Origin of the sequence: Shewanella sp. TB7-MNA-CIBAN-0143 (genome assembly GCF_040310065.1) — a bacterium.
In the GTDB taxonomy this organism is placed as follows: domain Bacteria; phylum Pseudomonadota; class Gammaproteobacteria; order Enterobacterales; family Shewanellaceae; genus Shewanella.
This window is the reverse complement of record NZ_JBEOPL010000049.1, coordinates 1-2,147: the sequence shown is the minus strand read 5'-3', so window position 1 is coordinate 2,147 and position 2,147 is coordinate 1. Positions and strand designations below refer to the sequence as shown.

Genomic DNA, 2,147 nt, shown 5'->3' with positions numbered 1-2,147 from the left:
GTGGTCGCTACTGGGCTCGAACCAGTGACCCCCTCCTTGTAAGGGAGGTGCTCTCCCAGCTGAGCTAAGCGACCTGGGATATAATTAACAGTTATAATCCATAAATAAAAATATGGTGGTCGATACTGGGCTCGAACCAGTGACCCCCTCCTTGTAAGGGAGGTGCTCTCCCAGCTGAGCTAATCGACCTCGCTGTGTGGGGCCGTATTATAGGGGGCAAGCAAAACCTGTCAACGCTTTTTATTTAAAATAATGTCAGTCGGACTAAAATTGTTCGCTTTGATGCTTTGTTGAACAAGGGATTGTGATCAAAAATAAAGAAAATCCAAAAACCTCCCGAGGTTTGAAAGTCCGCCATTTCAACTGCTGGGTTTGACTGTTAGAATAGCGGCACATTTTTTTGTTTGTCTTCTTTAGACGTTTATAAATAGGTTAGTGTCCGATTATGACTACTAAGACGCGTTTTGCTCCAAGTCCAACTGGTTTTCTTCATGTAGGTGGTGCTCGTACAGCACTTTATTCATGGTTGCACGCACGTGCTAACAACGGTGAATTTGTACTTCGTATTGAAGACACTGATATTGAACGTTCAACTCAAGAAGCATGTGATGCCATTCTTGACGGTATGAACTGGTTAGGTTTGACTTGGGATGAAGGTCCTTATTACCAAACTAAACGTTTTGATCGTTACAATGAAATTATTGCGCAAATGCTAGACAAAGGCACTGCATACAAATGCTATTGCTCGCGTGAACGCATTGAGAGCATGCGTGAAGACCAAGCGGCGCAAGGTTTGCAACAGAAATACGACGGTTGTTGTCGTAACCTCTCACCTCGTGATACTGATGAGCCTTTTGTTGTTCGCTTTAAAAACCCAATTGAAGGCAGTGTGATATTTGATGATCACGTTCGTGGTCGAATCGAAATTTCTAACGACATGCTTGATGATTTAATCATTAAGCGTACTGATGGCGTACCAACCTATAATTTCTGTGTTGTAGTCGATGACTGGGACATGGGTATTACCTGTGTTGTACGAGGTGAAGATCATATCAATAACACGCCACGCCAAATCAACATCCTTAAAGCATTAGGCGCACCGATCCCTGAATATGCACATGTGTCGATGATTCTAGGTGACGATGGCGCTAAGCTATCTAAACGTCATGGTGCTGTGGGCGTTATGCAATACCGTGATGACGGGTATCTACCAGAAGCACTATTAAACTATCTTGTTCGCTTAGGTTGGTCTCATGGCGATCAAGAAATATTTTCAATGGACGAGTTGAAAACGCTGTTTAAGTTAGATGATATCAATAAGGCTGCTTCAGCTTTTAATACTGATAAGCTCATTTGGTTAAACCAACATTATATCAAGTCTCTCGATCCTGTTTATGTCGCATCACATTTACAATGGCATATGGATGATCAGAAAATTGATACTAGTAATGGTCCAGCGTTAACTGAAATTGTTACAGCATTATCTGAACGTGCGAAAACATTAAAAGAATTAGCTGCTTCAAGTCGTTACTTCTATGAAGACTTTGCTGATTTTGATGAAGCCCAAGCTAAGAAGCATTTACGTGGCGTGGCACTAGAGCCTTTAACATTGTTCAATCAAAAGTTATCTGAACTAAATGATTGGAGCGTAGAGAATATTCACAACGTTATTGAAGCGACAGCGACAGAACTTGATGTCGGCATGGGTAAAGTAGGTATGCCTTTACGCGTTGCGGTTACTGGCGCAGGACAGTCTCCTGCATTAGATTTAACCTTGTTCTTAATCGGAAAAGAAAGATCTGCACAAAGAATATCCAAAGCGATTGAATTTGTAGCAGATAGAATAAATTCCTAAAAAACGAGTTGACACTTTTGGGTATGCTGCATAGAATGCGCCTCGCAGTTGAGACATGATGTTAGTTTTTTCTAGTAGCATATCCAAAAGCATTAAGTAAGAGGGGTTATAGCTCAGCTGGGAGAGCGCTTCGCTGGCAGTGAAGAGGTCCACGGTTCGATCCCGTGTAGCTCCACCACTTACTTAACAGTCTTTAAGTAGATAATTAGCATTGATGTTTAGCCTACAGACACCAATGAGTATTCACTCGATGCAGAGTATAACGTATCAAATGTGTCCCATTCGTCTAGAG

Annotated in this window: 1 protein-coding gene and 3 tRNA genes; 2 read left to right on the top strand and 2 right to left on the bottom strand. The window is 41.9% G+C overall.

All coding sequences use genetic code 11. The features are described from left to right. Position 1: 1 nt before the first annotated feature. Positions 2-74, bottom strand: a tRNA-Val gene (locus AAEY97_RS21050). A gap of 39 nt (positions 75-113) precedes the next feature. Then, a tRNA-Val gene (locus tag AAEY97_RS21045) sits at positions 114-189 on the bottom strand. 256 nt (positions 190-445) lie between these two features. Here AAEY97_RS21045 and gltX point away from each other — a divergent pair. Then, positions 446-1,855 (top strand): glutamate--tRNA ligase, encoded by a 1,410-nt coding sequence (gene gltX / locus AAEY97_RS21040; protein WP_101086558.1) that lies wholly within the window; start codon positions 446-448, stop codon positions 1,853-1,855. 102 nt (positions 1,856-1,957) lie between these two features. Beyond that, positions 1,958-2,033 (top strand) — tRNA-Ala (locus AAEY97_RS21035). The last annotated feature ends 114 nt before the right edge of the window (positions 2,034-2,147 follow it).

Excerpts from the sequence above, each read along its gene's own strand:
- gltX (WP_101086558.1), top strand. The coding sequence starts at position 446 with ATGACTACTAAGACGCGTTTTGCTCCAAGTCCAACTGGTTTTCTTCAT.